General features: G+C 72.2%; 20 protein-coding genes and 1 pseudogene. 18 read left to right on the forward strand and 3 right to left on the reverse strand.

Annotated features, from left to right (window positions below; all coding sequences use genetic code 11):
* Positions 1–16: 16 nt before the first annotated feature.
* The 3 genes and pseudogenes from ACIQ1J_RS27130 to ACIQ1J_RS27140 form a co-directional block, all read right to left on the reverse strand.
* Positions 17–1,915 (reverse strand): exo-alpha-sialidase, encoded by a 1,899-nt coding sequence (locus ACIQ1J_RS27130; protein WP_403560806.1) that lies wholly within the window; start codon positions 1,913–1,915, stop codon positions 17–19.
* Between the two features lie 217 nt (positions 1,916–2,132).
* Positions 2,133–2,981 (reverse strand): formate dehydrogenase accessory sulfurtransferase FdhD, encoded by an 849-nt coding sequence (gene fdhD, locus ACIQ1J_RS27135; RefSeq protein WP_210961135.1) that lies wholly within the window; start codon positions 2,979–2,981, stop codon positions 2,133–2,135.
* 20 nt (positions 2,982–3,001) lie between these two features.
* Positions 3,002–3,466 (reverse strand): annotated as a pseudogene (locus tag ACIQ1J_RS27140) (4Fe-4S binding protein); the annotation flags it as partial.
* Positions 3,467–3,548: 82 nt separating this feature from the next.
* Between ACIQ1J_RS27140 and ACIQ1J_RS27145 the strand changes: the two are divergent.
* From ACIQ1J_RS27145 to ACIQ1J_RS27230, 18 genes are all read left to right on the forward strand, one after another.
* Positions 3,549–4,889: an OFA family MFS transporter gene (locus ACIQ1J_RS27145; RefSeq protein ID WP_403560808.1), complete on the forward strand. Its 1,341-nt coding sequence runs from the start codon at positions 3,549–3,551 to the stop codon at positions 4,887–4,889.
* Positions 4,858–5,001 carry a hypothetical protein gene (locus ACIQ1J_RS27150; RefSeq protein WP_167355245.1) on the forward strand — a complete coding sequence of 48 codons (144 nt, stop codon included), beginning with the start codon at positions 4,858–4,860 and terminating at the stop codon, positions 4,999–5,001. The genes ACIQ1J_RS27145 and ACIQ1J_RS27150 overlap by 32 nt, the downstream gene beginning before the upstream one ends.
* Before the next feature lie 146 nt (positions 5,002–5,147).
* On the forward strand, positions 5,148–6,095 hold the full coding sequence (locus ACIQ1J_RS27155) for a beta-ketoacyl-ACP synthase III (protein ID WP_210961133.1): 948 nt from the start codon (positions 5,148–5,150) through the stop codon (positions 6,093–6,095).
* Between the two features lie 114 nt (positions 6,096–6,209).
* Entirely contained in the window at positions 6,210–6,887 is a 678-nt protein-coding gene (locus tag ACIQ1J_RS27160) for a GntR family transcriptional regulator (RefSeq protein WP_403560811.1), read from the forward strand.
* 239 nt (positions 6,888–7,126) lie between these two features.
* The gene (locus ACIQ1J_RS27165) at positions 7,127–8,308 is read left to right on the forward strand and encodes an ROK family protein (protein ID WP_121750103.1); all 1,182 of its coding nucleotides are present in this window, start codon (positions 7,127–7,129) and stop codon (positions 8,306–8,308) included.
* Positions 8,309–8,583: 275 nt separating this feature from the next.
* Positions 8,584–10,101, forward strand: coding sequence for a sugar ABC transporter ATP-binding protein (locus ACIQ1J_RS27170; protein ID WP_403560813.1), 1,518 nt, complete (start codon positions 8,584–8,586; stop codon positions 10,099–10,101).
* On the forward strand, positions 10,098–11,117 hold the full coding sequence (locus tag ACIQ1J_RS27175; protein ID WP_121750105.1) for an ABC transporter permease: 1,020 nt from the start codon (positions 10,098–10,100) through the stop codon (positions 11,115–11,117). Before ACIQ1J_RS27170 ends, ACIQ1J_RS27175 begins: the two co-directional genes overlap by 4 nt.
* Positions 11,118–11,134: 17 nt before the next feature.
* Positions 11,135–12,178 carry a substrate-binding domain-containing protein gene (locus tag ACIQ1J_RS27180; protein WP_403560815.1) on the forward strand — a complete coding sequence of 348 codons (1,044 nt, stop codon included), beginning with the start codon at positions 11,135–11,137 and terminating at the stop codon, positions 12,176–12,178.
* A gap of 87 nt (positions 12,179–12,265) precedes the next feature.
* Complete coding sequence (locus ACIQ1J_RS27185) at positions 12,266–13,537, forward strand: Gfo/Idh/MocA family protein (protein WP_403560817.1); 1,272 nt, start codon at positions 12,266–12,268, stop codon at positions 13,535–13,537.
* Between the two features lie 16 nt (positions 13,538–13,553).
* Positions 13,554–14,552 (forward strand): sugar phosphate isomerase/epimerase family protein, encoded by a 999-nt coding sequence (locus tag ACIQ1J_RS27190; RefSeq protein ID WP_403560819.1) that lies wholly within the window; start codon positions 13,554–13,556, stop codon positions 14,550–14,552.
* Positions 14,553–14,838: 286 nt separating this feature from the next.
* On the forward strand, positions 14,839–18,546 hold the full coding sequence (locus ACIQ1J_RS27195) for a ThuA domain-containing protein (protein WP_403560821.1): 3,708 nt from the start codon (positions 14,839–14,841) through the stop codon (positions 18,544–18,546).
* Positions 18,547–18,655: 109 nt separating this feature from the next.
* A complete protein-coding gene (locus ACIQ1J_RS27200; protein ID WP_403560823.1) occupies positions 18,656–19,831 on the forward strand; it encodes an inositol-3-phosphate synthase in 1,176 nt (391 codons plus the stop codon).
* 146 nt (positions 19,832–19,977) lie between these two features.
* A complete protein-coding gene (locus ACIQ1J_RS27205) occupies positions 19,978–20,901 on the forward strand; it encodes an SCO3242 family prenyltransferase (RefSeq protein ID WP_403561051.1) in 924 nt (307 codons plus the stop codon).
* Positions 20,898–21,932, forward strand: a complete 1,035-nt coding sequence (locus tag ACIQ1J_RS27210) for a sugar phosphate isomerase/epimerase family protein (RefSeq protein ID WP_403560825.1) — start codon at positions 20,898–20,900, stop codon at positions 21,930–21,932. Before ACIQ1J_RS27205 ends, ACIQ1J_RS27210 begins: the two co-directional genes overlap by 4 nt.
* A 16-nt stretch (positions 21,933–21,948) precedes the next feature.
* Complete coding sequence (locus ACIQ1J_RS27215; protein WP_403560827.1) at positions 21,949–22,686, forward strand: EboA domain-containing protein; 738 nt, start codon at positions 21,949–21,951, stop codon at positions 22,684–22,686.
* Positions 22,686–23,534 carry a TatD family hydrolase gene (locus ACIQ1J_RS27220; RefSeq protein ID WP_403560829.1) on the forward strand — a complete coding sequence of 283 codons (849 nt, stop codon included), beginning with the start codon at positions 22,686–22,688 and terminating at the stop codon, positions 23,532–23,534. The genes ACIQ1J_RS27215 and ACIQ1J_RS27220 overlap by 1 nt, the downstream gene beginning before the upstream one ends.
* 3 nt (positions 23,535–23,537) lie before the next feature.
* Positions 23,538–24,707 (forward strand): metabolite traffic protein EboE, encoded by a 1,170-nt coding sequence (gene eboE, locus ACIQ1J_RS27225; RefSeq protein WP_403560831.1) that lies wholly within the window; start codon positions 23,538–23,540, stop codon positions 24,705–24,707.
* Positions 24,704–26,104, forward strand: a complete 1,401-nt coding sequence (locus ACIQ1J_RS27230; protein ID WP_403560833.1) for a nucleotide pyrophosphatase/phosphodiesterase family protein — start codon at positions 24,704–24,706, stop codon at positions 26,102–26,104. The genes eboE and ACIQ1J_RS27230 overlap by 4 nt, the downstream gene beginning before the upstream one ends.
* The last annotated feature ends 44 nt before the right edge of the window (positions 26,105–26,148 follow it).

Consider the following 26,148-nt stretch of genomic DNA (forward strand, 5'->3'; position numbering starts at 1 on the left):
CCGTCCGAGGGCCCCCTCAGCCGCCCGCCGTCACGCTGTCCATGGGCAGGTGCAGCACGGTGTTCCCGATGGCCGACGGCGGGTTTCCGGCGGCGATCTCCTCGTCGGTCAGCGCCCGGTTCCAGACGTGCACCTCGTCGATCGCGCCGGTGAAGCGGGCCCGGCCGTCCACGCGCTCCCCGATGTGCACGCCGAACGGCGAGTTCCGGCTGACCGAGCCCGGCACGTCCGCCGCGCCGGCCGTCGTACCGTCGACGAACAGCGTGAGCCGCCCCCCGCCGCGCCGCAGCGCGAGGTGGTGCCAGCGGCCGTCGTTGTGGGCGCGGTCGGTGCGCACCCACGCCGAGCGCGGGGCCGCCCCGCCCTCGCGCGCGGTGATCAGTCCCTGGACGCGGCCGTTGCCGGGCTCGGCGCGCAGCCACACCTGGGGCTGCGTGGTGCCGACCCCGCCCATCCACAGGAGCGGTTGCTCCCCCTCGTCCGCCGAGTACCGGAACCACAGCGACGCCGTGAAGTCCCCGGCCCCGAGCGGAAGCCGCTCGTCGTACGGCAGCCGTACGGCGTCGTCGGCACCGTCGAAGGCGAGCGCACCCCCCGCCGCACCGCCTGCCCTGCCGCCCGCCGCGCCGTCCGTCGTACCGGCGCCGCCGAGCACGGCCGCGGGCGCGGCACCCGCGGCGAGGTCGGGGGTGGTGGGATCGGCGGCCCGGCGCGGCTGGAGCCAGTCCTCGGTGAAGCGCGCGAAGCGGATCTCGTCGCGGGCGTCCGCCGCCCCGGCCTCGTACAGCAGGCCCACCGTTGCGTCGTCGACGGCCACCATGTCGGAGTAGCCGGACCAGTCCCGGGTGACGACCGTGCCGCGGTCCACGCTGTCCCAGGTCACGCCGCCGTCGTAGGAGGAGCGGACCGTCATCGTCCGCCGGCGGTCGGGGTCGGCGGGGGCGGACAGCAGCATCCGGTCGCCGAGGCGGAGTACGGCACCCTGCACCTGCGGGGTGTACAGGTCGGGGAGGGCCCGGAAGGGCGCGGCGAAACTGTCGCCGCCGTCTCGGCTGACGGCCAGGGTGCGGTGGCCGAGGTCGGTGCCGTTCTCCTCCCGGCCGCTGACCAGGAGCGACCCGTCGGCGCGTTCGGTGAGGGTGACCTCGGACGGCTTCTGCCGGAACGTGCCGTCGGCGGCGACGGGCCAGGTGTCGGTGGCGCCGACCTTCCAGTGCTCGCCACCGTCGTCGCTGACCGCGAGCGCCGCGTGGTTGGCGGTGACCCGCTCGCCGTCCCAGGTCTCGGCGTTGACGCCGACCACGAGCCGCCCGGGGTGGCTGCCGCCGGTGAGCTGGATGCCGTGCACGGGACCGGTCGCGTACCAGGAGTTCCAGCCGGGCGGCAGGATGTCGGCGCTCAGGTCGCGGGGCGCGGACCAGGTGCGGCCGTCGTCGTCGCTGTACTGGAGGTGGGGAGCGCGGGCACAGGGCACCGCGCAGCCGGCGGCGTCCGTACGGCCTGCGTTGTACGTTTCGACCAGCAGGATCCGGCCGGTGGCGCGGTCCACGACCGGGGCGGGGTTGCCGTGGGTGTCGCCGCCGCCGTCGTTGACGACCTGGAGCGGTCCCCAGGTCCGTCCGCCGTCGTTGGAGCGCTTGACGACGATGTCGATGTCACCGGCGTCCCCGCAGTCGAGGACGCGGCCCTCGGCGAAGGCCAGCAGGGTGCCGTCCGCCGTCCGCACGATCGCCGGGATGCGGAAGCAGGCGTAGCCGCCCGGGTCCCGGTCCGCCCGGAAGAGGACCTGTTGCTCGAACTCCGGCGTTCGGCTCCCGGCTTCGGCGTGGGCTGGGAGCGTGGCGGCGGCCAGGGCGAAGAGGGAGGCGAGGGCGAGCAGGGGGGAGCGCGGAAGCGTGCGGGGAGGTGACGGCATGGGACGGTCTGCCCTTCAGGCGGCTGGTCGGAGCCGGTCGTCAGGACATCAGTACATCAGTACGTTCACGCCTGATACGCCCCGTGTGATCCGCGCGCGTGTCGCCCGACGGCGCCTCAGAAGCGGCCGGGGGGAAGGAGGATCGAGACGGGGCCCCTGCGGCGCAGGGGGCGCTCCCCGCCGGTCGGGGCCCCGCCGCCGTGTCGCGGGAACCGGGTCAGCCCTGGGCGGCCGCGGCCCGCAGGGCGACGCGGTCCTCACCCGCGTACACGTTCATGGAGCTGCCGCGCAGGAAGCCCACCAGGGTCAGCCCCGTCTCGGCGGCCAGGTCCACCGCGAGCGAGGAGGGCGCCGACACCGCGGCGAGCACCGGGATGCCCGCCATCACGGCCTTCTGCGCCAGCTCGAAGGAGGCACGGCCCGACACCAGCAGGACCGACCGGGACAGCGGCAGGTCTCCGTTCCGGAGGGCGCGGCCGACCAGTTTGTCGACGGCGTTGTGCCGGCCCACGTCCTCCCGTACGTCCACCAGCTCGCCGTCCTCGGTGAACAGCGCCGCCGCGTGCAGGCCGCCGGTCCGGTCGAAGACCCGCTGGGCGGCGCGCAGCCGGTCGGGCAGGTCCGACAGCAGTTCCGGGGTGACGCGGACCGGGGGCGTGTCGGCGATGGGCCAGCGGGCCGTCGTACGCACCGCGTCCAGGCTGGCCTTGCCGCACAGGCCGCAGGACGAGGTCGTGTAGACGTTCCGCTCCAGCGTGATGTCCGGGATCGGCACCTCCGGGGTCGTCCGCACGTCCACGACGTTGTACGTGTTGGAGCCGTCGGCCGTCGCGCCCGCGCAGTACACGATGTTCTGGAGGTCGCCCTGCTCGGCGAGCACCCCCTCGCTCACCAGGAACCCGGCCGCGAGCGCGAAGTCGTCGCCCGGAGTGCGCATCGTGATCGCGAGGGGCTTGCCGTTCAGCCGGATCTCCAGCGGTTCCTCGGCGACGAGCGTGTCCGGGCGGGTGGAGACCGCGCCGTCCCGTATGCGGATGACCTTGCGTCGTTCCGTGACTCGTCCCATGTCCGTGCCCCTTGTGCCGGTCAGTCCCGGTTCTGTACGTGCTGGTAGCCGAAGCGGCCCTTGATGCAGAGGTTGCCGTGGGTCACCGTTTTGTCGTGCGGCGAGGTGACCTTCACGATCTCATTGTCCTGCACGTGAAGGGTGAGGTCGCAGCCCACTCCGCAGCAGGCGCACACCGTGGTCGTCTCCGTCTGCCGCGCCCGGTCCCAGGTGCCCGCCGCGCGCATGTCGAACTCCGACCCGAACGACAGGGCCCCGGTGGGGCAGACCTCGATGCAGTTGCCGCAGTAGACGCACGCCGAGTCGGTCGGCGGGGCGTCCTGCTCGACCGAGATCCGGGCGTCGAAGCCGCGGCCGGAGACGGAGATCGCGAACGTGTTCTGCCACTGCTCGCCGCAGGCGTCCACGCACTTGCAGCAGAGGATGCACTTGCCGTAGTCGCGTACGTACAGGTCGTTGTCGATCCTGGGTTCCTCGTCGACGCGGAGCGAGGCTTTGTGCAAGGACGGTGGTTGTCTGCTCAACTGTCTTCTCAACCGCTCAGCCTCTGCCTACGGTTGGGGACTCATGAGTCCCCCCGTCGCGCCCCCGGGCTGGAGCCGCTGGCTCGTTCCCCCCGCAGCCCTCTCGGTCCACCTCTCCATCGGCCAGGCGTACGCCTGGTCCGTGTTCAAACCGCCCCTGGAGTCCGCGCTCGGCCTCAGCGGCACGCAGAGCGCGCTCCCCTTCCAACTCGGCATCGTCATGCTCGGGCTCTCCGCCGCGTTCGGCGGCACGCTCGTCGAGCGCCACGGACCGCGCTGGGCGATGACCGTCGCCCTGGTCTGCTTCTCGTCCGGCTTCCTGCTCTCCGCGCTCGGCGCGGCCGTGGAGCAGTACTGGCTGATCGTCCTCGGCTACGGCTTCGTCGGCGGGATCGGCCTCGGCATCGGCTACATCTCGCCGGTCTCCACGCTGATCAAGTGGTTCCCGGACCGGCCCGGCATGGCTACCGGCGTCGCCATCATGGGCTTCGGCGGCGGCGCCCTCATCGCCTCGCCCTGGTCGGCGCAGATGCTGGAATCCTTCGGTACCGACAGCTCGGGCATCGCCCTGGCCTTCCTCGTGCACGGGGTGACGTACGCCGTCTTCATGCTGTTGGGCGTCCTGCTGGTCCGGGTGCCGCGCCCGAAGGAACGGGCGGACGGCGGGGCGGTCGCGCTCGACGGTGTCCAGGTCTCGGCGCGCGGTGCCATGCGCACCCCCCAGTTCTGGCTGCTCTGGGTCGTGCTCTGCATGAACGTCACGGCCGGCATCGGCATCCTGGAGAAGGCCGCGCCGATGATCACGGACTTCTTCGCCGACACCTCCACGCCGGTCTCGGTGACCGCCGCCGCGGGCTTCGTCGCCCTGCTCTCGGCGGCCAACATGGCGGGCCGGATCGGCTGGTCCTCGACCTCCGACCTGATCGGGCGCAAGAACATCTACCGCGTCTACCTCGGCGTCGGTGCGCTGATGTACGCGCTGATCGCCCTGTTCGGCGACTCCTCCAAGCCGCTGTTCGTCCTGTGCGCCCTGGTGGTCCTGTCCTTCTACGGCGGTGGCTTCGCCACGATCCCCGCCTATCTCAAGGACCTCTTCGGCACCTACCAGGTCGGTGCGATCCACGGGCGGCTGCTCACCGCCTGGTCGACGGCCGGCGTCCTCGGGCCGCTGATCGTGAACTGGATCGCCGACCGGCAGGAGGAGGCCGGACGGCACGGCTCCGCCCTGTACGGGACGTCCTTCGTCATCATGATCGGGCTGCTGGTCGTCGGCTTCGTCGCCAACGAACTCGTCCGTCCGGTCCACGCCCGCCACCACGTCTCCACCGCCCCGGCACCGAAGGAGGGCACCGATGTCCGACGACAGCAGCCAGAGTCCGCCTGACCTGCCCGACCGGCGCCCGCTGATCGCCTTCACCTGGCTCTGGGTGGGCGCTCCGCTCGCCTACGGGCTGTACGAACTCGTCCGGAAGGCGACCCAGCTGTTCACCGGGTGAGGGCGGGACGCGGGCGGGGGCGCCCGGGATGCTGACCGAAGCCGACAAGCCGGGCGCCCGTTTCCTGTCGTATCACCTGCCGTCGTACCCGTCGGTCACTGATCACACTGGTGGATCCCGTACCCGAGGCATCGAGGACACCACCCATGCACGGCTCCCGCATCAGCGCCCTCGGCCATTACCAGCCCGCCCGGGTTCTCACCAACGAGGACCTGGCGGGCATGGTCGACACCAGCGACGAGTGGATCAGGAGCCGGGTCGGTATTCACTCCCGACGTATCGCCGGGCCCGACGAGCCGGTCGACGAGCTGGCCGGGCACGCCGCCGCCAAGGCGCTCGCGTCGGCCGGGCTGACGCCCGCGGACGTGGACATGGTCGTGGTCGCCACCTCCACCGCGATCGACCGCTCCCCGAACACCGCCGCGCGCGTCGCGGCCCGCCTCGGCATCCCCGGGCCCGCCGCGCTGGACCTCAACGTCGTGTGCGCCGGCTTCACCCACGCCCTGGCCACCGCCGACCACGCCGTGCGGGCCGGCTCGTCGAGCAGGGCCCTGGTCATCGGCGCGGACAAGATGTCCGAGGTGGCCGACTGGACCGACCGCACCACCTGTGTGCTCGTCGGTGACGGGGCGGGGGCCGCCGTCGTGGAGGCCTGCGCGCCCGGCGAGGAGGCGGGGATCGGCCCGGTGCTGTGGGGGTCGGTGCCCGAGATGGGGGACGCGGTCCGCATCGAGGGCACGCCGCCCCGCTTCGCGCAGGAGGGGCAGAGCGTCTACCGCTGGGCGACCACCCGGCTGCCTGCCATCGCGCGCCAGGCCTGCGAGCGGTCCGGGCTGGAACCGGCCGACCTCGCCGCGGTGGTCCTGCACCAGGCGAACCTGCGCATCATCGAACCCCTCGCCGCGAAGATCGGCGCCGTCAACGCCGTCGTCGCCCGCGATGTCGTCGAGTCCGGCAACACTTCGGCGGCGAGCATCCCGCTCGCGTTCTCCAAGCTGGTGGAGCGCGGCGAGATCACCACCGGGGACCCGGTGCTGCTCTTCGGCTTCGGCGGGAACCTCTCCTACGCCGGACAGGTCGTCCGCTGTCCCTGAACGCCCTGGCGGGCGGGCGCCGTAGACTGTAGACGAAAGACAATCGATACTCGGCGTACCGGTCGTATCGCTGTCTTCTTGTCGCTGTCTTCGTGCCGCTTTCGCGGGGGGCCGATGTTGTCCGCAGGACTGCCGCAGGGCGCGGTGCCCAAGCTCGAACGGCCCGGCCCGCTGCGTGACCGCGTCTACCAGGCGCTGCTCGAACTGATCACCACCCGGGCCCTCCAGCCCGGTCAGCACCTCGTCGAGAGCGAACTCGCCGGTCACCTCGGGGTGTCGAGGCAGCCCGTGCGGGAGGCCCTGCAGCGGCTCAACACCGAGGGCTGGGTCGATCTGCGTCCCGCGCAGGGCGCGTTCGTGCACGAGCCGACCGAGGAGGAGGCCGACCAGCTCCTGACGGTCCGTACGCTGCTGGAGGCCGAGGCGGCCCGGCTCGCCGCGGCCAACGCGGAAAGCGCGGGCGTGGCCGCCCTGGAGGAGCTGTGCGAGGAGGGGGAGCGGGCGGTCGCCGCCGACGACGTGGACGCCGCCGTCGCCTTCAACGCCCGTTTCCACGCGAAGATCATGGAGCTGGCCGGCAACGCCGTCCTCGCCGAACTCGCCGCACAGGTCGACCGCCGGGTCCGCTGGTACTACACGCCGATCGCCCGGCAGCGCGGCCGGCAGTCCTGGATCGAGCACCGCGGCCTGATCACCGCCATCACCGGCCGGGACGAGCAGGCGGCGACCCGGCTGATGCGCGAGCACACCGAACATACGCGGCGCTCGTACCACGCGCGCGAGGAAGCGTGAGGTCAGAGGCTGTGCGCAGGCCGCCCGGCGGGATGTCCGGGCGGCCTTGTCGCAAGTCGCGGAGCCGAGCACTCCGCACTTCTTTGTCCACTCAGTGGAGAAAGTTCGCAGTAATTCGTGCGTGACTTCTTCCCACGCCCGGCGCCCACTGCTACGTTCCCTCCGAAAGCAAGCCACGGACGTGGCCGGGAACCGGCACACTCAAGGCCGATTGAGGCGGGGAGGGGCTCGTGAGACGCATGACGGCACGACCCGCGAACGCCCACCAAGCGCGACTGCTCCAGCTGTTGCGTGACGGAGGGCCCAACTCCCGTGCTCAGCTCGGCGACCAGGTCGACCTCTCGCGGTCGAAGCTGGCCGTCGAGGTGGACCGGCTGCTGGAGACGGAACTGGTCGTGGCCGACGGGCTCGCCGCCTCGCGTGGCGGGCGCCGCAGCCACAACATCCGTCTCAACCCCGAGCTGCGCTTCCTCGGCGTCGACATCGGCGCGACCTCGGTCGACGTCGCCGTCACCAACGCCGAACTGGAGATCCTCGGGCACATCAACCAGCCCATGGACGTACGCGAGGGACCGGTCGCGGTCTTCGAGCAAGTACTGGCCATGGCCGCCAAGTTGCGGGCCTCGGGGCTCGCGGAGGGCTTCGACGGCGCCGGCATCGGCGTCCCGGGCCCGGTCCGCTTCCCGGAGGGCGTGCCGGTGGCTCCGCCGATCATGCCGGGCTGGGACGGCTTCCCCGTGCGGGAGGCGCTCAGCCAGGAACTCGGCTGCCCGGTCATGGTCGACAACGACGTGAACCTGATGGCGCTGGGGGAACAGCACGCGGGCGTCGCCCGCACCGTGCACGACTTCCTCGTCGTCAAGATCGGTACCGGCATCGGCTGCGGCATCGTCGTCGGCGGTGAGGTCTACCGCGGGACGACGGGCAGCGCGGGCGACATCGGGCACATCCAGGCCGTGCCCGAAGGGCGCCCGTGCGCCTGCGGCAACCGGGGCTGTCTGGAGGCCCACTTCAGCGGCGCGGCACTGGCCCGCGACGCCACGGAGGCCGCCCAGCAGGGCCTGTCGGCCGAACTCGCGAGCCGTCTGGAGGCGAACGGGGGCCTCAGCGCCGCCGACGTCGCCGCCGCGGCCGCCGCGGGCGACGCCACCGCGCTCGACCTGATCCGGGAGGGCGGCCGCAGCACCGGCCAGGTCATCGCCGGCCTGGTCAGCTTCTTCAACCCGGGTCTGGTGGTGATCGGCGGCGGGGTGACCGGCCTCGGCCACAACCTGCTCGCCGCGATCCGCACCCAGGTCTACCGCCAGTCACTGCCGCTGGCGACCGGCAACCTGCCCATCGTACTGGGGGAGTTGGGCCCCACCGCCGGAGTCATCGGCGCGGCCCGGCTGATCAGCGACCACCTGTTCTCACCCGCGTAGGCACCACCCGTCACCCCACCCGTCACCCGCGTAGGCACCACCCGTCACCGCGTAAGCACCACCCGTCACCGTGCAGGCACCGCCTGTCACCCGCGTAGGCGCCACCCGTCACCCGCGTAGCACCGCCTGTCGACCGCGTAGGCACCGTTCGGTTCCTGAGCTCCATCAGCACAGCGCCCTGTCCTGCCTTGCCCTGCCCTGCTCCGCCTTGCCCTGTCCTGCCCTGCTCCGCTCTGCCCTGACACCGGCCCGCATGCCCGCCGAGGGGACCTCACATGGCACCAGAACCACCGCTGCTCAGCATGTCCGGCATCACCAAGTCGTTCCCCGGAGTCCGGGCCCTGGACGGCGTCGACCTCGACGTCCAGGCCGGCGAGGTGCACTGCCTGCTCGGCCAGAACGGCGCCGGGAAGTCCACCCTCATCAAGGTGCTGGCCGGCGCCCACCAGCCCGACACCGGCACCATCCGCTGGCGGGGCGAGGACGTCACCCTGCGCTCGCCCATCGCGGCCATGCGGCTCGGCATCGCCACCATCTACCAGGAACTCGACCTGGTGGAGGACCTGTCGGTCGCCGAGAACGTCCACCTCGGCCACGAGCCGACCGCCGCCGGGTTCGTCGTGCGAGGCAGAGCGGCCAAGGCGTCAACGGCTCAGCTCCTGAAGCGACTCGGCCACCCGGAGGTCGATCCCGGCCGGCTGGTCGGCGAACTCTCGGCGGCGCAGCAGCAGATCGTGTCCATGGCGCGGGCGCTCTCGCACGACGTACGGCTGATCGTGATGGACGAACCGTCCGCCGCGCTCGACCCGGACGAGGTCGACAACCTCTTCCGCATCGTCGCCGACCTCACCGCCGAGGGCGTCGCCGTCGTCTACATCTCGCACCGCCTGGAGGAGATCCGCCGCATCGGCGACCGGGTCACCGTCCTCAAGGACGGCCGGGCCGTCGCCGGCGGGCTGCCCGCCGAGTCGACGCCGACCCGCGAGGTGGTGGCGCTGATGACCGGGCGCAACGTCGAGTACGTCTTCCCGGAGCGGCCGGCCGGAGGCCCCGGGGGCGACCCCGTGCTGAGCGTGCGGGGCCTGGCCCGGGAGGGCGAGTTCGCCCCCCTCGACCTGGAGATCCGACCCGGAGAGATCGTCGGCCTCGCCGGACTCGTCGGCTCCGGCCGCTCCGAGATCCTGGAGACGGTCTACGGGGCCCGCAAGGCGAGTGCCGGCCAGGTCCTCGTCGACGGGGTCCCGCTGCGCCCGGGCAGCGTGCGCGCCGCGGTGCGCGCCGGGCTCGGGCTGGCCCCCGAGGAACGCAAGGCGCAGGCCCTGCTGATGCTCGAGTCCGTCACCCGCAACGTGTCGGTCTCCGCCATGTCGCGCTTCTCACGGGGCGGCTGGATCGACCGCGGCGCCGAACTGGGGGCGGCCCGCGCGGCGACCCGCGAGCTGTCCCTGCGGCCGGACAACCCCTCCGCGCCCGTGCGCACCCTGTCCGGCGGCAACCAGCAGAAGGCGGTCCTCGCCCGCTGGCTGCTGCGCGGCTGCAAGGTCCTGCTGCTCGACGAGCCCACCCGCGGCGTCGACGTCGGCGCCCGCGCCGAGCTCTACGCGGTCGTCCGCCGCCTCGCCGACGAGGGCCTCGCCGTCCTGCTGGTCTCCAGCGAGGTGCCCGAGGTGCTGGGTCTCGCCGACCGCGTGCTGGTGCTGCGCGAGGGCCGTGTCGTGCACGAGGCCCCCGCCCGTGAACTCGACGAACACCGCGTACTCGACCTCGTGATGGAAGGAAGCCCGGCGTCATGACGCAGCACGTGTCCCCGCCCCGGGACGGCACCGGCAAGACGGCACCGGTGGACGGTCCGCCCGCCTGGCGGGTCCAGTTGGGCCGCGCCGACGTCCGCACCCTCACCCTGCTCGGGGTGCTCGCCGCCCTGGTCCTGATCGGCGGCATCACCCAGCCCGACGCGTTCCTCGACACCCGCAACCTCCAGCTGGTGCTCACCCAGGCGTCCGTGATCGGCGTCGTCACCGTCGGCATGACCTTCGTCATCGTCTCCGGCGGCATCGACCTGTCGGTCGGCGCCATCGTCGCGCTGGCCTCGGTGTGGGCGACCACGGTCGCCACCCAGGAGTACGGCTTCGTCGGCATCCTCTTCACGGCGGTCGTGGTCGGCGTGGGCTGCGGACTGGTCAACGGGGTGCTCATCGCGTTCGGCCAGATGGTGCCGTTCATCGCCACCCTCGCCATGCTGGCCTCGGCGCGCGGCCTCGCTCTCCAGATCACCGACGGCCGCACCCAGGTCGTCACGGTCCCCAGCGTCCTGGACCTCGGTGAGCGCGACGCCTACATCCTCGGCATCCCGCCCCTGGTCCTGGTGTTCGCGGCGGTCACCGTCATCGGCTGGCTGGTGCTCAACCGGACCACCTTCGGCCGCCGCACGGTCGCCGTCGGCGGCAACGCGGAGGCCGCCCGCCTCGCCGGCATCGACGTCCGTCGCCAGCGGCTCTACCTCTACCTGCTGTCCGGGCTGTGCTGCGGCATCGCCGCCTTCCTGCTGATCGTCCTGGCCGGCTCCGGCCAGAACACCAACGGCAACCTCTACGAACTCGACGCCATCGCCGCCGCGATCATCGGCGGAACGCTCCTGACCGGCGGCCGGGGCCACATCCTGGGCTCGGTGCTCGGCGTCCTGATCTTCACCACCATCACCAACATCTTCGCCCTGAACAACCTGCAGACCGACGTGCAGCAGATCGCCAAGGGCGCGATCATCGTCGCCGCCGTGCTGGTCCAGCGCCGTACCGCAAGCACGCATTGAGGAAAGGGTCCACCGTCATGACGAACCTCACGAGCCGCAGAGGGCTGCTCTTCACAGCCGCCGCCGTGTCCGCCGGTGCCGTCCTCACCGGGTGCACCAGCAACGACCCCGACGACGGCGAGGACAAGGCCGCGGACACACAGCCGGCCGCCGACGACAAGCCGGGCAAGCCGGTCACCATCGGCTACGCCGGCCCGCAGGCCGACCACGGCTGGCTCAACGCCGTCAACGACCAGGCGCAAAAGCGCGCGGAGAAGTACTCGGAAGTCACCCTGGAGGTCACCGAGGGCTCCAACGACACCGCGCAGCAGATCGGCCAGATAGAGACCCTCATCAACAAGAAGGTCGACGTCCTGGTGGTGCTGCCCGCCGACGGCAAGGCGCTCACCCAGGTCGGCCTGAAAGCGATGCGGGCCGGTATCCCGGTCGTCAACCTCGACCGGATCTTCAACAGCCCCCAGGCCTACCGCTGCTGGGTCGGCGGCGACAACTACGGCATGGGTCTCAACGCCGCCCACTACATCGGCGAGAAGCTCAAGGACAAGCCGGACGCACGGGTCATCGAGCTGGCCGGCATCGACAACCTGGAACTGACCCAGCAGCGCACCCAGGGCTTCGACGACGGTCTGAAGAACTACCCGAACATCAAGAAGGTGGCCCGGCAGGCCGCCGAGTTCACCGTCGAGTCCGGCCAGGCCAAGATGGCCCAGCTGCTCCAGGCCCAGTCGGACTTCGACGCCCTGTGGAACCACGACGACGACCAGGGCGTGGGTGCGCTGCGCGCCGTCGAGCAGGCCGGGCGCGACGACTTCCTGATGGTCGGCGGCGCGGGGGCGCTCTCCGCCTTCCAGGCCATCAAGGCGGACAGCGGCGTACTGAAGGCGACCGTGCTCTACCCGCCGACCATGGCCGCCTCCGCGATCGACCTCGCCCGCGCCCTCGGCCAGGGCAAGGGCGTCAGCGGCCTCGCCGAGTTCGAGATCCCCTCGACCGTCACCTGCTACTCGGCCGTGGTCGACAAGGAGAACGTCGACCAGTACATGTCCACGGGCTTCAAGTGAGGGCCGCCGCCCCACGGCCGGCCTGACCAGCCGGCCGTCGGGCGGGGCCCACCCCCACCGCGCCATCACGACGAGGAGGACATCCGCATGGGACAGCCGCAGCAGCCCGAGGGGGCCGGGGCGGAGTCATCAGCCGCCGGAACCGGGACCGACACCGGGACCAGGGCGACGGGGGCATCCGCGACCAGACCGGCGCTGCGCGTCGGCATGGTCGGCTACGCCTTCATGGGTGCCGCACACTCCCAGGGCTGGCGCACCGCCGGCCGGGTCTTCGACCTGCCGCTGGACCCGGTACTGGCCGCGATCTGCGGCCGGGACGCCGACGCCGTCCGCACCGCGGCCGACCGGCACGGCTGGGCGAGCACCGAGACGGACTGGCGAACCCTGCTGGAACGGGACGACATCGACCTCGTCGACATCTGCACCCCCGGAGACAGCCACGCCGAGATCGCCCTGGCCGCGCTCGCCGCCGGAAAGCACGTCCTGTGCGAGAAGCCGCTCGCCAACACCGTCGCCGAGGCGGAGGCGATGACCCGGGCCGCCGACGAGGCCCACGCCCGGGGCCAGTTGGCGATGGTCGGATTCAACTACCGCCGGGTGCCGGCCACCGCGCTGGCCCGGCGGATGGTGGCAGAGGGCCGCGTCGGCCGGCTGCGGCACGTGCGGGTGACGTACCTCCAGGACTGGCTGGTGGACCCGAAGGCGCCGCTGACCTGGCGGCTGCGCAAGGAGCTGGCCGGTTCGGGGGCCCTCGGCGACCTCGGCGCGCACATCGTCGACCTCGCGCAGTACCTGACGGGGGAGCGGATCGCGGGCGTCTCCGCCCTCACCGAGACCTTCGTACGGGAACGCCCGCTGCCCGAGGGCGCCGCCCGGGGTCTGTCGGCGGGCTCGGCGGACGGCGTCACCGGCGAGGTCACGGTCGACGACGCCGCCGTCTTCACCGGCCGCCTCACCTCCGGCGCCCTCGTCTCCTTCGAGGCCACCCGGTACGCCACCGGCCGCAAGAACGCCCTGCGCATCGAACTCAACGGCGAGCGCGGCTCGCTCGCCTTCGACCTGGAGCGGCTCAACGAGCTGTCGTACCACGACGGTACGGAGCCGGGGGAGCACGCCGGATTCCGCCGCATCCTCGTCACCGAACCCGAGCATCCCTACCTGGACGCCTGGTGGCCGCCGGGCCACGGGCTCGGCTACGAGCACACCTTCGTCCACCAGGCGCGCGATCTCGTCCACGCCGTCGCGCAGGGCCGCCGGCCCGAGCCGTCCTTCGCCGATGGGCTGCAGGTGCAGCGCGTGCTCGCGGCGGTGGAGGAGAGCGCCGAGAAGAACTCCGTCTACACCCCGATCGCCCTCTGAGGAGGCTGGCAGCGACATGCCGCGCAACTTCACTCTCTTCACCGGCCAGTGGGCGGACCTGCCTCTGGAGGAGGTCTGCCGCCTCGCCCGCGACTTCGGCTACGAAGGACTGGAACTCGCCTGCTGGGGCGACCACTTCGAAGTCCGCAAGGCCCTCGCGGACCCCTCCTACGTGGACTCCCGCCACCAGCTGCTCGACAAGTACGGGCTGAAGTGCTGGGCGATCTCCAACCACCTCGTCGGCCAGGCGGTCTGCGACGCCATCATCGACGAACGCCACCGGGCCATCCTGCCCGACCGCATCTGGGGCGACGGCGACGCGGAAGGTGTGCGGCAGCGCGCCGCCGCCGAGATCAAGGACACCGCGCGGGCCGCGGCACGCCTCGGCGTCGACACCGTCATCGGCTTCACCGGGTCGGCCATCTGGCACCTGGTCGCCATGTTCCCGCCCGCTCCCGAGTCGATGATCGAGCGCGGCTACCAGGACTTCGCCGACCGCTGGAACCCCATCCTCGACGTCTTCGACGCCGAGGGTGTGCGGTTCGCGCACGAGGTCCACCCCAGCGAGATCGCCTACGACTACTGGACCACCCAGCGGGCTCTGGAGGCGGTCGGTCACCGGCCCGCCTTCGGCCTCAACTTCGACCCGTCCCACTTCGTGTGGCAGGACCTCGACCCCGTCGGCTTCCTGTGGGACTTCCGCGACCGGATCTACCACGTCGACTGCAAGGAGGCCCGCAAGCGTCTCGACGGCCGCAACGGGCGGCTCGGCTCCCACCTGCCGTGGGGCGACCCGCGCCGCGGCTGGGACTTCGTGTCGGCCGGCCACGGTGACGTGCCCTGGGAGGACGTCTTCCGGATGCTGCGCTCCATCGACTACCGGGGCCCCGTGTCCGTCGAGTGGGAGGATGCCGGCATGGACCGGCTCCAGGGGGCCCCCGAGGCTCTCACCCGCCTCAAGGCCTTCGACTTCGAGCCGCCCAGCGTGTCCTTCGACGCCGCGTTCAACAGCTGAGCCGCGGCGCGTCAGGAGCTGCTCCACGCGCCCGACGGCAGGTCGGGGACGGGGGTCGGATCATCCGCCGGCCCCCGGGTCCGACCTGCCCGAATCCCACTTTGTCCTGCATTGGGCAAAAGTTGAACCTGTCTGGGTCCAAGGGGTGTTGGCCCAGAAAGAACGCGGTTACCGTCCCTGAAGTGTTCAGGACACCCACACCTCCGGGGTGACGGCGCACCCCGGCGCTCGCACGGCACGTCTTCGCACCCACCCGTACGGCCCATCCCGTTCCCGGAGGGACTTCGTGCACAGAAGCAGAAAGTCCAAACCCACGAGGCTTCGCACCACCCTCGCCCTGTTCACCGGCCTGATGCTGGCCGTGGGCGCCCCGGCGACCGTCGCCGGCGCCCACCCCGGCCACCCGGAACACGACGAACCGGCAGCCGCCGAGGGACAGTTCCAGCAGGTACCGCTCGCCAAGGGCGAACCCGAGATGGGCGAGCCGATGTCGCTCGCCGTGCTCCCGGACCGCAGCGTCCTGCACACCTCGCGCGACGGCACGCTGCGCCTGACCGACCAGGGCGGTGTCACCAAGGTCGCCGGCAAGCTCGACGTCTACAGCCACGACGAGGAGGGGCTGCAGGGCGTCGGCATCGACCCCGACTTCGAGAACAACCGGGCGATCTACCTCTACTACGCCCCGCCGCTCGACACCCCCGCGGGCGACGCCCCCGAGACCGGCACCGCCGAGGACTTCAAGAAGTTCGACGGCGTCAACCGCCTCTCCCGCTTCGTCCTCAACGCCAACGGCACGCTGGACACGGCCAGCGAGAAGAAGGTCCTGGACGTCGCGGCCTCCCGCGGCACCTGCTGCCACGTCGGCGGCGACATCGACTTCGACGCCGAGGGCAACCTCTACCTGTCCACCGGCGACGACACCAACCCCTTCGCCTCCGACGGCTACACGCCGATCGACGAGCGGGGGGACCGCAACCCGGCCTTCGACGCCCGGCGCAGCTCCGGCAACACCAACGACCTGCGCGGCAAGATCCTGCGCATCAAGGTCGCCGAGGACGGCTCGTACACCGTCCCGGAGGGCAACCTCTTCGCCCCGGGCACCGAGAAGACCCGCCCCGAGATCTACGCGATGGGCTTCCGCAACCCCTTCCGGATGAACATCGACAAGAAGACCGGCACCATCTACGTCGGCGACTACGGTCCCGACGCCGGCGCCGCCGACCCGAACCGGGGCCCGGCGGGACAGGTCGAGTACGCCAAGGTGACCAAGCCCGCCAACTTCGGCTGGCCCTTCTGCACCGGCGACAACGACGCCTACGTCGACTACGACTTCGCCACCAAGGCCTCCGGCGAGAAGTTCGACTGCGCCGCCCCGAAGAACACCTCGCCGCACAACACGGGCCTCGTCGACCTGCCGCCCGCGCAGGCCGCCTGGATCCCCTACGACGGTGATTCCGTGCCCGAGTTCGGCAGCGGCTCCGAGTCCCCCATGGGCGGCCCGGTCTACCGCTACGACCCGGACCTCGACTCCTCCGTGAAGTTCCCCGAGGAGTACGACGGCGACTTCTTCGCCGGCGAGTTCGGCCGCCGCTGGATCAAGCGGATCGAGCAGACCGAGGACGGTGCGGTCGCGAAGATCAACGACTTCCCGTGGACCGGCACCCAGGTCATGGACATGGCGTTCGGTCCGGACGGCGCGCTCTACGTCCTGGACTACGGCCTGTCCTGGTTCCAGGGTGACAAGGACTCCGCGCTCTACCGGATCGAGAACGCCGACGACGGCTTCTCCCCGATCGCCGAGGTGAGCGCCAACAAGACGTCGGGTGCGGCCGGCCTGAAGGTCGAGTTCACCGCCTCCGTCAAGGACGCCGACTCCCCGGACCTCACCTACAGCTGGGACTTCGGCGACGGCACCAAGGGCGAGGGCCTCACGCCCACCCACAAGTACAAGAAGACCGGCACCTACACCGCGACCTTCACCGCGAAGGACCCCGAGGGGAACACCGGCAACGCCAGTGTCCGGATCGTGGTCGGCAACACCGAGCCGAAGGTGACCATCGAGACGCCGGGCAACGGCACCCTGCTGCCGATGGGGGAGCCCATCCCCTTCAAGGTGAAGGTCACCGACCCCGAGGAGACGGTCGACTGCTCCAAGGTCAAGGTCGCCTACAGCCTCGGCCATGACTCCCACGCCCACGAGCTGACCAGCGAGACGGGCTGCGAGGGCACCCTGAACCCGCCGCCCGGCGACGGTGGGCACGACCCCAACGCAAACATCTACGGCGTCGTCGGCGCCAGCTACACCGACGGTGGGGCCAACGGCCAGGAGGCCCTGACCGGCACCGCGCGCACCGTGATCCAGCCGCCGCACCGCCAGGCCGAGCACTTCACCACCCAGCAGGGTGTCGCGGTCATCGACAAGACCGGCGCCAACGGCGGCAAGACCGTCGGTGACATCAACGACGGCGACTGGATCTCCTTCAGCCCCTACAAGTTCGACGGGCAGAAGAAGCTGACCGTCCGGGCCTCCTCCGGCGGCGCCGGCGGCTTCGTCGAACTGCGCACCGGCTCACCCACCGGCAAGCTGCACGGCTCGGCGTACATCCCGCCGACCGGCAGCTGGGAGACGTTCCAGAACGTCGACGTGCCGCTGCGGTCGCTGCCGAAGCGCACCACGGAGATCTACCTGGTCTTCCGGGGCGGCGACGGCGCGCTGTACGACGTGGACGACTTCGAGTTCTCCAAGGAGCCGTTCAAGAAGGGCAAGAAGGTCCTGGTCTTCTCCAAGACGGCGGGCTTCCGGCACGACTCCATCCCGGAGGGTGTCGCCGCGCTGAAGGAGCTGGGCGGCCCGGCCGGCATCTCCGTCACCGCCACCGAGGAGGCCGGACAGTTCACCACGGCCAACCTCGCCAAGTACGACGCGGTGGCCTTCATGTCCACCACCGGTGACGTACTCAACGCCGATCAGCAGAAGGCGTTCGAGAACTACGTCAAGAACGGCGGCGGCTACATGGGCATCCACGCCGCAGCCGACACCGAGTACGACTGGGAGTTCTACGGCGGCCTCGTCGGCGCCCACTTCGACTCGCACCCGGCCATCCAGAAGGCCACCGTACGCGTCGAGGACCACGACCACCCGTCCACCGCGCACCTCGGCGAGACCTGGGAGCGCACCGACGAGTGGTACAACTACCGCACCAACCCGCGTGAGCAGGCCAAGGTCCTCGCCACCCTCGACGAGACCACCTACGACGGCGGGAACATGAAGGGCGACCACCCGATCGCCTGGTGCCAGAGCTACGGCGGCGGCCGCTCCTTCTACACCGGCGGCGGCCACACCAAGGAGTCGTACGCGGACGAGGCCTTCCGCACCCACCTGCTCGGCGGCATGCAGTACGCCACCGGCCAGGTCAAGGCGGACTGCAAGCCGGACAAGGGCTACCGGGACATCTTCAACGGCCAGACCCGGGACGGCTGGAAGCAGGCCGGCCCCGGCTCCTTCGACCTCAAGGACGGCACGCTGGAGTCCAACGGCGGCATGGGCCTGCTCTGGTACCAGGCCAAGGAGCTCAAGTCGTACTCCCTCAAGCTCGACTGGAAGATGCGGGGCGACGACAACTCCGGGATCTTCGTGGGCTTCCCGGCCTCCGACGACCCCTGGTCCGCGGTGAACAAGGGTTACGAGATCCAGATCGACGCCACGGACGCGCCCGACCGCACCACGGGCTCCGTCTACTCCTTCAAGTCGGCGAACATCAAGGCCCGTGACCAGGTCCTGCGGCCGCCCGGCCAGTGGAACTCCTACGAGATCAAGGTCCAGGGCGAACGCCTCCAGGTGTTCCTCAACGGAGTCAAGATCAACGACTTCACCAACAAGGACCCCGAGCGGAGCCTGACCGACGGCTACATCGGACTCCAGAACCACGGAGCCGCCGACCAGGTCTCCTTCCGCGACATCCAGCTGAGGGAACTGCCCGCCAAGGGCGACTAGAACGGCGGCGGGCGGAGGACGCCGGATCTCCGCCCGCCGTCTCCCCGGGCACCGCCCGGGCCCCGCTTCCGGCATCGCACCCGGTTCGCACACGACAAGGAGGCTGCCCATGTCCGCCGAACCGTCCCTGCCCATCCCCTCCTCGGCCCCCCGCCTCGGTGTCTGGCTCATCGGTGCGCGCGGTTCCGTGGCCACCACCGCCGTCGCGGGCTGCGCGGCCGTCGCCGCCGGGCTCCATCCGCCGACCGGGATGGTCACCGAGACCACCCCCTTCGCCTCGTGCGGTCTGCCATCGTTGTCGTCCCTCGTCTTCGGCGGTCACGACACCGTCGACTGCCCGCTGCCCAAGCGTGCCGAGCACCTCGCCGCCGGTGGCGTCCTGCCGCACGGCCTGCCGTCCGCCGTACACGCCGAACTCGTCGCCGCGGATCAGGAGATCAGGCCCGGCGGCCCCCACCCCGGGGCCACGGACGGCGGCCCGGACCGCACCGAGGACGAGTGGATCGACGTGTTCGCGGCCGACATCCGCGACTTCGTGCGGCGCCAGGGACTCGCGGGCGCCGTCGTGGTCAACGTCGCCTCCACCGAACCCGCCCCCACCGACGGCATGCTGCCGCCCAGTTCCCTCTACGCGGCCGCCGCCCTGCGCGCCGACTGCCCCTACGTCAACTTCACCCCCTCCACGGGCCTGCACCACCCGGCGCTGGCCCCGCTCGCCGACTCCTCGGGTCTGCCCTACGCGGGCCGCGACGGCAAGACCGGGCAGACTCTGCTGCGCTCAGTACTCGGCCCGATGTTCCTGCAACGCGCCCTCGCGGTGCGCGCCTGGTCCGGCACCAACCTTTTGGGCGGTGGCGACGGCGCGGCCCTCGCCGACCCCGCGGCGGCCGCCGCCAAGAACGCGGGCAAGGAACGCGTCCTCGCCGACACCCTCGGCGCCGCGCCCGAGGGCGAGGTCCACATCGACGACGTGCCCGCGCTCGGCGACTGGAAGACCGCCTGGGACCACATCGCCTTCGACGGCTTCCTCGGCGCCCGCATGGTCCTCCAGACCACCTGGCAGGGCTGCGACTCGGCGCTCGCCGCGCCGCTCGTCCTCGACTTGGCACGGCTGGTCGCCCGCGCCCGGGAAAGGGGCCTGGCCGGCCCGCTGGGCGAACTGGGCTTCTACTTCAAGGACCCGGTGGGCAACGGTCCGTCGTCACTGGCCGAGCAGTACGCGGAACTGGTGGGCTTCGCGGAGCGGCTGCGGGACGGCGCCGACGCCCCCGGGGCGCAGCGGTGAGCCGCGCGGCCGTGGCGCGCAACGCGTCCGCGCCGGCCGGAGCCGGGGGCGGCCCGGACGGCACGGACGACGCCTCGGCCCCCGGCGGCGGCACGCCCGGCGAGCCCCGCCCGGACGGCTCCGGCAGCGCCGGCGCCTGGGCCGAACTGCTGCGCCTGCCCGCGCTGTTCACCGTCCCCGGTGACGCCCTGGCCGGCGCCGCGGCGGCCGGCGCGAGCCCGGGGCCCCGCACCCTGCTCGCCATCGGATCCTCCCTGTGCCTGTACGAGGCCGGCATGGCCCTCAACGACTGGGCCGACCGGGCCGAGGACGCCGTGGAACGCCCGCACCGCCCGCTTCCGTCCGGCCGCGTCCGCCCGGCCGCCGCCCTCACCGCGGCCTGCGGCCTCACCGGCGCCGGCCTGCTGCTCGCCGCCCGTGCCGGGCGGCCCGCCCTCGCGGTGGCCGCGCCGCTGGCGGCGACCGTCTGGGCCTACGACCTGGCGTTGAAGCACACCCCGGCCGGCCCCGCGGCCATGGCCGCCGCCCGCGGACTGGACCTGCTCCTGGGCGCGGCCGCCACCGGCGGCAGCGCCCGAGCCGCACTGCCATCCGCCGCACTGCTCGGCAGCCACACCCTCGCGGTCACGGCCGTCTCCCGCCGGGAGACCACCGGAGGCTCGGCCCTGGCCCCGCTGGCGGCCCTCGCGACGACGGGGGCGCTGACCTGGTTGGTAGCCCACCGCCGCACCCGACTCCCGGCAGGCCGGCGGGCAGCAGCCGCCCCCGGCCTGCCGGGCTGCAGCCCGGCCGGGGACCCGGCCCGAGGCACCGGCGGCGCTCTTGTCACCGCCCTGGGCGCCGCCTACGCCGCCACGGCCGCCCGTCCCTACTTCCACGCCACGCTCAACCCCTCGCCCCCGCTCACCCAACGCGCCGTCGGCGGCGGCATCCGGGCCACGATCCCGCTCCAGGCCGCGCTCGCCGCCCGTGCCGGTGCGACCACCACGTCCCTCCTGGTCGCGGCCCTGGCTCCGGCCGGCCGGATGTTCGCGAGAAGGGCGGCCATGAGGAAGGTGAGCATCACGTGAGCCGGAACCCGCACCAGGAGCCGGACGCGGGCGCGGACGGCCACGCTGGCGGCCACGCTGGCGGCCACACGGACGGCGACACGCACGGCCGCTCGGACGCGACCGGGCGCCCGCGGCCGAACCGCGACGGTGCCGCCCCACGCCCTCTCCGCTTCGGCTACGGCACCAACGGCCTCGCCGACCTCCGTCTCGACGACGCCCTCGCCCTCCTCGCCGACCTCGGCTACGACGGCGTCGGCCTGACCCTCGACCACATGCACCTCGACCCGCTCGCCGACGACCTGGCCGCCCGCACCCGCCGGGTCGCGCACCGGCTGGACGCGCTCGGGCTGGGCGTCACCGTGGAGACGGGCGCCCGCTATGTGCTGGACCCGCGTCGCAAGCACGGCCCCTCCCTCCTCGACCCGGACCCGGACGACCGGGCCCGCCGCGCCGACCTCCTCGTCCGCGCCGTCCGGGTCGCCGCCGACCTGGGTGCCCACGCCGTGCACTGCTTCAGCGGCATCACCCCGGCCGGGACGGACGAGGACACGGCGTGGGAGCGGCTGGCCGAGTCCCTCTCCCCGGTCCTGGACGCCGCCGCCACCGAGGGCGTCCCCCTGGCCGTCGAACCCGAACCGGGCCACCTCCTCGCCACCCTCGCCGACTTCCACCGACTGCGCCGCACCCTCGGCGACCGGGAGCACCTCGGCCTCACCCTGGACATCGGCCACTGCCAGTGCCTCGAACCCCTCCCTCCCGCCGACTGCGTGCGCGCCGCCGCCCCCTGGCTGCGCCACGTACAGATCGAGGACATGCGCCGCGGCGTGCACGAACACCTCCCCTTCGGTGACGGCGAGATCGACTTCCCGCCCGTCCTCGACGCCCTCGCCGGCACCGGCTACCAGGGCCTGACCGTCGTCGAACTGCCGCGCCACTCCCATGCGGGCCCCCACTTCGCCGAACGCTCCCTCCCCTTCCTCCGCGAGGCCGCGGCAGCGACCCCGCCCCGTCCCGCGAACCGCTCCGGCGAGCCCTCCGCCACCCACTGAAGGGAGAGCCACACCCATGACGCAGCACCACGCCACCCACGCCATCCCGAGCACCCAGGGCGCGGATGGCACCCCCGGCGGACGGGCTCCTGAGGGCACCACCCCCGCCCACATCCCACCCGCCGACCTGCGCGCCGCCCTCACCGCAGAACTCGGCGGAGCCGCCAGGGCTTGGCTGGACCAGGCCCTGGACGAGGCCGCCGCCCACCCCGGCAGCCACGGCCCCATCTCCGTCTGGGAGCTGCGCCTGGCCGAGGCGGGCCGCCGCTGCGGCCCCGCCCACGCCGACGCCGCCCGTGTCCTCGTCCTGCACGCGGCCCACGCCGGCCCGGAGGCGCTGACCCGGGTCTACACCCAGGGCACCGCCGACGAACGCCGCGCCGTCCTGCACGCGCTGCCCCACCTCGTGCCCGGCCCCGACGCCCTCCCGCTCGTCGAGGACGCCCTGCGCACCAACGACACCCGGCTGGTCGCCGCCGCCCTCGGCCCGTACGCCGCCCGCCACCTGGACCCGCACCAGTGGCGGCACGCCGTACTGAAGTGCCTGTTCACCGGCGTCCCCGTCGACCACGTGGCGGGCCTCGCCCGGCGGGCCCACGCAGACGCCGAACTCGCCCGCATGCTCGCCGACTACGCCGCCGAACGCACCGCCGCGAGCCGCCCGGTCCCCGAAGACCTGCACCGCGTCCTGGCCCTGACCGAGCCGGCGCGCTCCTCGCACGGCACGGCCGACCCCCACGGCAAGGAGTCCTGATGCGCATCTTCGACCCCCACATCCACATGACGTCCCGGACCACCGACGACTACGAGGCCATGTACGCCGCCGGTGTCCGCGCCGTCGTCGAGCCCTCCTTCTGGCTCGGCCAGCCCCGCACCTCTCCCGCCTCCTTCCGTGACTACTTCGACGCCCTGCTCGGCTGGGAGCCCTTCCGCGCCGCCCAGTACGGCATCGCCCACCACTGCACCATCGCCCTCAACCCCAAGGAGGCGAACGACCCCCGGTGCCTGCCCGTCCTCGACGAACTGCCCCGCTATCTCGTCAAGGACCGCGTCGTGGCGGTCGGTGAGATCGGCTACGACTCGATGACCCCGGCCGAGGACACCGCACTGGCCACCCAGCTCGGGCTCGCCGCCGAACACGGCCTGCCCGCCCTCGTGCACACCCCGCACCGCGACAAGCTGGCCGGCCTGCGGCGCACCCTGGACGTGGTGCGCGAGTCCGCGCTGCCCACGGACCGGGTGCTGGTCGACCACCTCAACGAGACCACCGTCAAGGAGGCCAAGGACAGCGGCGCCTGGCTCGGCTTCTCCGTCTATCCGGACACCAAGATGGACGAGGCGCGGATGGTCGCCCTCCTGCGCGAGTACGGCCCGGAACAGGTGCTGGTGAACTCCGCCGCCGACTGGGGGAGGAGCGACCCGCTCAAGACCCGCAAGGTGGGCGAGCTGATGCTCGACGAGGGCTTCACCGAGGACGACGTGGACCGGGTGCTGTGGCGCAACCCCGTCGCCTTCTACGGACTCAGCGGGCGGCTGGTCCTCGACGTGACAACGGCCGACGCCACACACGAGGGCAACTCCATCCTGCGCGGCGGGGAGTGAGCCATGCGCTTCCGGCACCCCGACGGCTCCACCGTCCACCTCGCCTACTGCACCAACGTCCACCCCGCCGAGACACTCGACGGCGTCCTCGCCCAGCTCCGCGACCACTGCGAGCCGGTCCGCCGCCGCTTGGGCCGCGACCGCCTCGGTATCGGGCTGTGGCTCGCCCGCGACGCCGCCCACGCCCTGGTCACCGACCCCGCCGCACTGCGCGGGCTGCGCACCGAACTCGACCGGCGCGGTCTGGAGGTCGTCACCCTCAACGGCTTCCCCTATGAGGGCTTCGGCGCCGAAGAGGTCAAGTACCGCGTCTACACACCGGACTGGGCCGACCCCGAACGCCTCGACCACACCACGTCCCTGGCCCGCGTTCTCGCCGGCCTCCTGCCCGACGACGTCACGGACGGCACCATCTCCACCCTGCCGCTCGCCTGGCGCACCGCGTACGACGACACCCGCGCCGACAAGGCCCGCACCGCCCTGGTGACCCTCGCCGAACGCCTCGACGCCCTCCGGGAACTGACCGGCCGCTCCATCCGCGTCGGCCTCGAACCCGAACCCGGTTGTGTCGTGGAGACCACCCACGACGCCATCGCACCGCTGACCGAGATCGCCCACGACCGCATCGGCATCTGCGTGGACACCTGCCACCTCGCCACCTCCTTCGAAGACCCGCACACCGCCCTGGACGCCCTCACCGACGCCCGCGTCCCCATCGTCAAGTCCCAGCTCTCCGCCGCCCTGCACGCCGAACAGCCCTCTCACCCCGAGGTCCGCGAGGCTCTCGCCGCCTTCGCCGAGCCCCGCTTCCTGCACCAGACCCGCGCCGCCGCCTCCGCCGGCCTGCACGGCACCGACGACCTCGACGAGGCCCTGGCGGGCGGCACCCTGCCCGGCACCACACCCTGGCGCGCCCACTTCCACGTCCCTCTCCACGCGGCCCCCGCCGCGCCCCTCACCTCCACCCTCCCGGTGCTCGAGGCAGCGCTGACCCGGCTGGTCGGCGGCCCGCACCCGCTCACCCGCCATCTGGAGGTCGAGACCTACACCTGGCAGGCCCTCCCGCCCGAGCTGCGGCCCCGCGCCCGCGCCCAGCTCACCGACGGCATCGCCGCCGAGCTCACCCTCGCCCGCGACCTGTTGACGGACCTCGGGCTGAAGGAGCTGCCATGACCACACCGACAACCCACTCCGACGGTCCGACCCCCCTCCTCGTCCTGGACGTCGTCGGCCTCACCCCCCGTCTCCTCGACCACATGCCCCACCTCAAGAAGCTCGGCCAGTCCGGCTCCCGCGCGCCGCTGGGCACCGTCCTGCCCGCCGTGACCTGCGCGGCCCAGTCCACCTTCCTCACCGGCACCCACCCGTCCGAGCACGGCATCGTCGGCAACGGCTGGTACTTCCGTGAACTCGGCGACGTCCTGCTCTGGCGCCAGCACAACGGCCTCGTCGCCGGCGACAAGCTCTGGGACGCCGCCCGCCGCGCCCACCCCGGCTACACCGTCGCCAACATCTGCTGGTGGTACGCCATGGGCGCCGACACCGACTTCACCGTCACCCCCCGTCCCGTCTACTACGCGGACGGCCGCAAGGAACCCGACTGCTACACCCGGCCCCCGGCCCTGCACGACGAACTCACCGGCAAACTCGGCACCTTCCCGCTCTTCCACTTCTGGGGGCCCGGCGCGGACCTGGTGTCCAGCCAGTGGATCATCGACGCGACCCGGCACATCATGGCCACCCGGCACCCCGACCTGACACTCTGCTACCTCCCTCACCTCGACTACGACCTGCAGCGCTTCGGCCCCGACGACCCGCGGTCGCTGAAGGCCGCCGCCGACCTGGACGCGGCGCTGGCACCGCTCCTCGACGACGCCCGCGCCGAGGGCCGCACCGTCGTCGCGCTGTCCGAGTACGGCATCACCCGCGTGCACCGGCCCGTCGACATCAACCGTGCCCTGCGCCGCGCCGGCCTGCTCGAGGTGCACACGCAGGACGGCATGGAGTACCTCGACCCGATGGCCTCCCGCGCCTTCGCGGTCGCGGACCACCAGGTCGCCCATGTCTATGTGCGCCGCCCCGAGGACCTCGACGCCACCCGCGCCGCCCTCGACGGACTGCCCGGGATCGAGCAACTCCTCGACGACGAGGGCAAGAAGGCCCACCACCTCGACCACCCGCGCGCCGGCGAGCTCGTCGCCGTGGCGGAGCCGGACGCCTGGTTCACGTACTACTACTGGCTCGACGACGACCGCGCGCCCGACTTCGCGCAGCTCGTCGAGATCCACCGCAAACCCGGCTACGACCCGGTCGAGCTGTTCATGGATCCCCTCGACCCCTACGTCAAGGTCAAGGCGGGCACCGCCCTGGCCCGCAAGAAGCTTGGCATGCGCTACCGCATGGCGGTCGTGCCCCTGGACCCCTCACCTATTCGAGGCAGCCACGGCCGCCTCCCGGCGAGCGACGACGACGGTCCGCTCCTCATCTGCTCCACCCCCCGCGCTGTCGGAGACCGCGTCGCGGCCACCGATGTGAAACAACTCCTGCTCCAGCTCGCCGGACTCGGCTGACGCGGCACCACGTACGGCCCCCCGAGATCCAGCTACTGAGAGTG

The sequence above is a fragment of the Streptomyces sp. NPDC097107 genome (assembly GCF_044762405.1).
In the GTDB taxonomy this organism is placed as follows: Bacteria; Actinomycetota; Actinomycetes; order Streptomycetales; family Streptomycetaceae; genus Streptomyces; species Streptomyces thinghirensis.